The organism is Cytophagia bacterium CHB2, from assembly GCA_030263535.1.
Lineage (GTDB): Bacteria > Zhuqueibacterota > Zhuqueibacteria > Zhuqueibacterales > Zhuqueibacteraceae > Coneutiohabitans.
The window spans coordinates 1-6,254 of sequence record SZPB01000373.1; the positions used below are offsets into that span (position 1 = coordinate 1).

The 6,254-nt window shown below is 52.6% G+C and carries 9 protein-coding genes; 8 read left to right on the forward strand and 1 reads right to left on the reverse strand.

Features of this window, described 5'->3' with window-relative positions:
• The 4 genes from FBQ85_25110 to FBQ85_25125 are packed head-to-tail and all read left to right on the forward strand — an operon-like array spanning position 1 to position 2,404.
• The gene (locus FBQ85_25110) at positions 1–981 is read left to right on the forward strand and encodes a hypothetical protein (GenBank protein ID MDL1878412.1); all 981 of its coding nucleotides are present in this window, start codon (positions 1–3) and stop codon (positions 979–981) included.
• Position 982: 1 nt separating this feature from the next.
• Positions 983–1,864: a hypothetical protein gene (locus FBQ85_25115; protein ID MDL1878413.1), complete on the forward strand. Its 882-nt coding sequence runs from the start codon at positions 983–985 to the stop codon at positions 1,862–1,864.
• 11 nt (positions 1,865–1,875) lie between these two features.
• Entirely contained in the window at positions 1,876–2,178 is a 303-nt protein-coding gene (locus FBQ85_25120; GenBank protein MDL1878414.1) for a DUF4258 domain-containing protein, read from the forward strand.
• A 1-nt stretch (position 2,179) separates the two neighbouring features.
• Complete coding sequence (locus tag FBQ85_25125; GenBank protein MDL1878415.1) at positions 2,180–2,404, forward strand: hypothetical protein; 225 nt, start codon at positions 2,180–2,182, stop codon at positions 2,402–2,404.
• 96 nt (positions 2,405–2,500) lie between these two features.
• Here FBQ85_25125 and FBQ85_25130 read toward each other — a convergent pair whose 3' ends face one another.
• On the reverse strand, positions 2,501–2,845 hold the full coding sequence (locus tag FBQ85_25130) for a hypothetical protein (protein ID MDL1878416.1): 345 nt from the start codon (positions 2,843–2,845) through the stop codon (positions 2,501–2,503).
• On the opposite strand from FBQ85_25130, the gene FBQ85_25135 reads away from it, so the two are divergent.
• The 4 genes from FBQ85_25135 (at position 2,845) to FBQ85_25150 (ending at position 6,246) form a co-directional block, all read left to right on the forward strand.
• Positions 2,845–3,252, forward strand: a complete 408-nt coding sequence (locus tag FBQ85_25135; protein MDL1878417.1) for a hypothetical protein — start codon at positions 2,845–2,847, stop codon at positions 3,250–3,252. The two genes, FBQ85_25130 and FBQ85_25135, sit on opposite strands and share 1 nt — an antisense overlap.
• Positions 3,249–3,677: an HNH endonuclease gene (locus FBQ85_25140; GenBank protein ID MDL1878418.1), complete on the forward strand. Its 429-nt coding sequence runs from the start codon at positions 3,249–3,251 to the stop codon at positions 3,675–3,677. Before FBQ85_25135 ends, FBQ85_25140 begins: the two co-directional genes overlap by 4 nt.
• An 86-nt stretch (positions 3,678–3,763) precedes the next feature.
• Positions 3,764–5,857, forward strand: coding sequence for a methionine--tRNA ligase (metG, locus tag FBQ85_25145; GenBank protein ID MDL1878419.1), 2,094 nt, complete (start codon positions 3,764–3,766; stop codon positions 5,855–5,857).
• 92 nt (positions 5,858–5,949) lie between these two features.
• Positions 5,950–6,246, forward strand: coding sequence for a hypothetical protein (locus FBQ85_25150; GenBank protein MDL1878420.1), 297 nt, complete (start codon positions 5,950–5,952; stop codon positions 6,244–6,246).
• The last annotated feature ends 8 nt before the right edge of the window (positions 6,247–6,254 follow it).

Genomic DNA, 6,254 nt, shown 5'->3' on the forward strand with positions numbered 1-6,254 from the left:
CTGTGTGAACGCCGCCGCCGCCAAGCCGGCAGCATGTCGTTATTCAGCGACGAGAGTGAGGACACGCTGGCATGCGGCCAGTGCGCCAACTGCAAACGCATTGCCGAGATGGCACATCCCGACACGCATCTGGTTTTTCCGCGCACCAGCTCTGCTGCGGAAAAAGATATTCTCGAGGTTCTGCAAAGCTTCGCCGCCCAGCCGTTGCGCCGCAACCGGCCGTGGGAAAATTCTTTCATTCTCATCGATGATATTCGCGAGTTGAAGCGCAAGCTCTCCACCACCAGCTATGAAGGCGCCGGCGCGGTTGTGCTGTTGTTGGAAGCGCACCGGTTGAAAGCGGAATCCGCCAATGCCCTGTTGAAAATTTTGGAGGAGCCGCCGCCGCAAACGTATTTTGTGCTCACCGCAACCTCGCTGGAAGGCTTGCTGCCGACCATCATTTCGCGTTGCCAGCCGATTGCCGTCCCGCCGCTGGAGCACCAAAGCGTGGTGGAATTCTTGGCAAAATATCATGGCGCAACGCATGACAAGGCCGCATTTGTGGCGACGCTTGCCGGCGGCAATTTGCGCTACGCCCTCGCGTTGCTCGAAGAAGAGTTGGAGCCGAAGCGCCAACTGGCGGTGGAGTTCATGCGTACCGCGTTCAAATTCAATAAGCCGGTCGAGCAGATGGATTTTCTCAATAAACTCGCCAACGAAAACGATCGCCATGAGCTGCAAGCGTTGTTGCGGTTTTGTTTATTGTGGGTGCGGGATGCTTATGTGTTGAAATCCTGCGGTCCGGATCAGAATATCGTCAACGCCGATCTGCGGGAGCCGTTGCTGGCTTTGATCAAAAACCTGCCGCAATTCGATTTTGCCGGCGTGATCGACGAAATCGAATATGCCATCGAATGTCTCGAACGCTATGTCCAACCCTGGCTGGTTTTGATGGTGCTGCTGCATCGCATTCATCAACTGGCGCGAGCGAGGAGGTAATTTGCAAAATTACATACAAGTCAAATTCAAAGAGCAGCGCAAGAATTTCTACGTGAACCCCGAACAATATCCCTTTCGCGTGAACGATTTCGTCATCGTGGAAGCGGAGAAGGGCGAAGATCTCGGCGTGGTGAAGCTCGTCGGCATTCCGGACAGTATCCGCATTTCTGACGGCGAGCCGATTCGCAAAGTGTTGCGCAAAGCCACGGACGCCGATCTCGTGCGCAGCCAGAGCAATCGCGCCTTCGAGAAAAAAGCGTTTGAGGCCTGCCGTCAAAAAATTGTGACGCATTGCCTGGACATGAAGCTGGTGGGTTGCGAATATCAATTCGACGGCAACAAAATCACCTTCTTTTTCACCGCAGAAAAACGCGTCGACTTTCGCGAATTGGTGAAGGACCTGGCCTCGGAATACCGCACGCGCATCGAGTTGCGCCAAATTGGCGTGCGTGACGAGGCCAAACGCATTGACGGTTACGGCGTGTGTGGCCGGCGGCTGTGCTGCTCCTCGTTCATCGACCAATTCGCGCCCATCACCACGCAGGCTGCGAAAGAGCAGAATCTGCCGCTCAATCCCAACAAGCTGGCGGGCGTATGCGGCCGCCTGAAATGCTGCTTGATGTACGAACGCGATTTTTACAACGAGGCCATCGCGCAATTTCCGGAATTGGCTAAAGAGATTAAAACCGACAAGGGCACGGGCATCATCATCAAGATCGACATCTTCCGCGACACGGTCACGGTAAAATATCCCAGCAATGAGTATGAAACTTTAGCGCTGGCCATGATCAAAGAGAAGATCTACAAATGCGAGAATGATTGCGGCCACGGCCACGGAAACTTGGAGGAGCTGAATAAGCCGCCGCAGGTGGACGAGGCGTGACGCGAATGTCAATGGTGGATGAAATCCGAGCCAGGTTTGAAGCGGGGGCATTTGAATTCTCAAGACATGCAACGGATCAATCTATTCTGCGTGTGATCGCCGTTGATGAAATTCGCCAGGCAATCGCTGCCGGTGAAATCATCGAAGACTATCCGGATGACAAATATGGCCCGAGTTGTTTGATTCTGGGATTCACAAAAGTGAATCGGCCACTTCACATTCAGTGCAGCTATCCTTCTCGCTCGCTTATAAAGATTATCACAGTCTATGAACCAAATCCAGTCGAGTGGAAAGATTTCAGAGTCAGGAGGTAATATGAATAATCCCTTCAAAGAAGAAAAACTCATTCAACAAAACGTGACTTATACCTTATTCAAGGATGGGAAATTTTTCATTATTGAAAACGTACCAGCACGAGTAGACCGGGAAACCGGCGAACAATATTTTGCGCCGCATGTCGTTGAAAAGCTGCAACAAATCATTTTGCAGCAGCAAGCACCGGCGCGTGTCATTCAGACGCCGGTTTATGAGTTTGCCTAGTGCAGAATCATCAGGATCTCGGAGAGAAATAACAAAGGAGCAGCAGTGGAAACAAAAATGCAAAGAACACCGAAAGTCAACCATCTGTAGCATGCTCTATTTGACAACCTCCCTAGCGGATTTCCGGAGCTGGCCAAGGAGATTAAAACTGACAAGGGCGCGGTCATCATCATCAAGATCGACATCTTCCGCGACACGGTCACGGTAAAATATCCCAGAAACGAATACGAAACCCTGGCGCTGGTCATGATCAAAGAAAAGATCAACAAATGCGAAAACGATTGCGGCCACGGGCATGGGAATTTGGAGGAGCTGAATAAGCCGCCGCAGGTGGGCGAGGCGTGAGAGATCTCTCGTTGATGTCTTGAGGCTGTAGGAGTAAGTTCTATTCGCAAAAAAGCTGCCAGCGGACGCAATATCGAACAAAGGAGAAGTGATCAATGACTTTTCAAACAATAACCTTGAATATCCCTGCGAGAGTTTATCAGCGCGTGCAACGCGCTGCTGAAGCGGTGCAAAGCCCGATTGAGAAAGTCATCGTCGAAACTCTTGATACGGCATTGCCTTCTCTCGATGATGTGCCGCCGGAAATGGTTGATGAGCTGGCCGGGATGAGTACTCTTTCCGTTAAAAGTTTGTGGCAAGCTGCTCGCAGCATAATGTCAGCGAAACAGCAAGCGCGGTTGCGGAGACTAACGGCCCTGCAGCGAGAACGCCCGCTCAAGCCGGCAGAGGTTCGGCAATTAGACGGGCTGGTGAACGAGTATGCCCGAGTGACGCTGCGCAAGGCGCATGCCTACGCACTCTTGCACAAAAGAGGGCTTTACTCCGCGGCTCATTCGAAATGAACCGTTTTTATATTGCAAAGGCGCTGCGTACAAAAGTTGCGGCACAAGCCCGATATCGCTGTGGTTACTGCTTGACCTCGCAGGAGTATAGTGGCGCATTTTTGGAGATCGAACACCTCGTGCCGTTAAAGCTCGGAGGAACCTCCGTAGAAGAAAACCTCTGGCTGGCTTGTGGTTGGTGTAATCGTTACAAAAGCTTTCAAATCGATGGCGTTGATCCGATTTCACGCAGACGGACAGCGCTATACAATCCCCGCCGGCAAGCGTGGGCTAGACACTTTCAATGGAGTGAAGACGGTGCGCAAATCATCGGCAAAACCGCATGCGGTAGAGCAACAGTAGTAGCCCTTCATTTAAATCATAAATTCATTGTCGCTGCCCGCCGGCGCTGGGTAAGCGCGGGTTGGCACCCGCCGAAGGATTAAACTCGTCAAGTGAATTAATGAAAACGACTCCAAATTGGAGCAACGCTCCTTCATACATTTCCTCAGCTTATTAGGAAAAAGTATTAGTGAATACATCCCAAAGAATTCTCGTCACCAGCGCCCTGCCCTATGCCAACGGCTCGTTGCATCTCGGGCATCTGGCGGGCGCGTATTTGCCGGCGGATATTTACGTGCGCTATCAACGCATGCGGCAGCGCGAGGTGCTGTTCGTGTGCGGCACGGATGAATACGGCGTGGCCATTACCATTGCGGCGGAAAAAGCCAAAAAATCGCCGCAGGAGTTTGTGGATTTTTATTGGCAACAAATGAACGACACGTTCAAGCGCGCCGGCATCAGCTTCGATATTTTTTCGCGCACCTCTGCGACCGAACATATTCCGCAAGCCCAGGAATTTTTCCTGACGATGCACAAGAAAGGCCTGCTAGTCGAGAAAACCGTCAAGCAGCTTTATTGCCCGAATGACAAACGCTTTCTGGCGGACCGCTACGTCGAAGGCATTTGCCCTCATTGCGGCAAGCCCGGCGCGCGCGGGGATCAATGCGAATCGTGCGGCAAATGGATCGATCCGCTTGAGCTTATCGAACCCAAGTGCATGGTGTGCGGCACGCGCCCGGAAATTCGTGAGACGCGCCATTTCTTCATTCCGCTCGGCAGATTTCAGCAGCAGGTGAAGGACTGGCTGGACACCAAAAAACATTGGCGCGACAACGTGCTCAATTTTTGTTATGGCTGGATCAAAGAGGGCCTGACCGACCGCTCGATCACGCGCGACATCTCGTGGGGCATTCCCGTGCCGCTGCCGGGCTACGAAGGCAAAGTGCTTTACGTCTGGTTCGATGCGCCGATTGGCTACATTACCGCAACGCAGATCTGGGCGAAACGCATCGGCCAACCGGACAAGTGGAAAGAGTATTGGCGCGATCTCGGCACCAAGCTGGTACACTTCATCGGCAAAGACAACATTGTGTTTCATGCCATCGTGTGGCCAGCGATGTTGATGGGTCAGGACGGTTACATTCTGCCTGCTGATGTTCCGGCAAATGAGTTTCTTAATCTCGAAGGCCGCAAGCTCTCCACCAGCCGCAATTTTGCGGTGTGGCTGCACGAGTATCTCGACCGCTTTTCGCCGGATCCGTTGCGCTATGCGATTGCCGTAAACATGCCCGAGACGAAGGATGCGGATTTCTCCTGGAAAGAATTCCAGATGCGCAACAACAGCGAGCTGGCGGATATTCTCGGCAATTTCGTGAATCGCACGCTGACATTTGTGCAGAAAAATTTCGAGAACCGCGTGCCGGCGGCGCATGAGTTGAATGACGCGGATCGCCGCATGCTCGCTGCACTGCATGTCTGGCCGGAGAAGCTCGCTGCCGCATATGAAAACTACGAATTCCGCCGCGCGACCAAAGAATTGATGGATTTGGGCCGTGAGGCGAACAAGTACTTTAATGATGAAGAACCGTGGCGCACGCTCAAGCACGATCGCAATCGCTGCGCAACCACGCTGCACGTTTGCCTGCGCGTGTGCAAGGCGCTCGCCGTGCTAATGTCGCCGACGCTGCCGTTTTCTGCGGAGCGCTTGTGGAAAATGCTCAATCTGCCAGGTGACGTGGAAAAGCAAAACTGGCTCACCGCGCCGGTCGCTCCGTTCGCGGAGAATCATCAGCTCGGCATACCGGAAATTTTATTCACGAAAATTGAAGACGAAGCTATCGCGCCTGAAATTGCGCGCCTTGAGGAGGCTTTGAGAAAAATGAATGCAACCACACCTGAAGCAGCAATCGCAGCAGCACCGGCAGTGGCGGAAGCCGCACCCGTTGCACCCGCGACGCCATTGATCTCCATCGACACCTTTAAACAAATTGATTTGCGCGTCGCCGAAGTTTTGGAAGCGGAGAAAGTTCCCAAAGCCGACAAGCTGCTCAAGCTCAAAATTCGTGTGGGCAATGAAGAACGCCAATTGGTCGCTGGCATTGCGCAACATTATCAACCCGAACAAATCATCGGCAAGAAAGTTGTGATCGTCGCGAATCTCGAGCCCGCCAAGATTCGCGGCATCGAATCGCAAGGCATGATTCTCGCGGCCTCGACGGAGGAGGGAACGCTTTCCCTCATATCACCGGAACGGGAGATGGCGAGCGGAGCGAAGGTGAAGTGAGCGAAACGTTGGAGTAGTGGATTAATGGAGAAATGGATTGTTGGTCGCAGGCCGTCCCGATCAATCCTTGCCTCCGGTGATCCAGCAATTCAATGAAAATCATCTGGACAGAATACCTGCAGTACAAAGCTTCTTTGCGTGGATTTGATCTTACTCGCATCGAGGCAATCGTAAAATCATCGCCGGAACGGTACTTCGATACCGCGACTCGGCGGCGAGTGGCGGTCGGCAAACATGAAAACAAGCTCGTCATGATCCCGTATGAGGCCGATGAAAACACAATAACGCCGATAACCATTCATGTTACCACGCGCGCGCAGGTTCTCATTCGAATAAAAACCGGGAGGTTCAGCCATGAACAAAACCAAACTAGCTTATTTCGAGAATGAGGATGTTC

Excerpts from the sequence above, each read along its gene's own strand:
- FBQ85_25120 (MDL1878414.1), top strand. The coding sequence starts at position 1,876 with ATGGTGGATGAAATCCGAGCCAGGTTTGAAGCGGGGGCATTTGAATTC.
- FBQ85_25135 (MDL1878417.1), top strand. The coding sequence starts at position 2,845 with ATGACTTTTCAAACAATAACCTTGAATATCCCTGCGAGAGTTTATCAG.
- FBQ85_25150 (MDL1878420.1), top strand. The coding sequence starts at position 5,950 with ATGAAAATCATCTGGACAGAATACCTGCAGTACAAAGCTTCTTTGCGT.
- FBQ85_25125 (MDL1878415.1), top strand. The coding sequence starts at position 2,180 with ATGAATAATCCCTTCAAAGAAGAAAAACTCATTCAACAAAACGTGACT.
- FBQ85_25140 (MDL1878418.1), top strand. The coding sequence starts at position 3,249 with ATGAACCGTTTTTATATTGCAAAGGCGCTGCGTACAAAAGTTGCGGCA.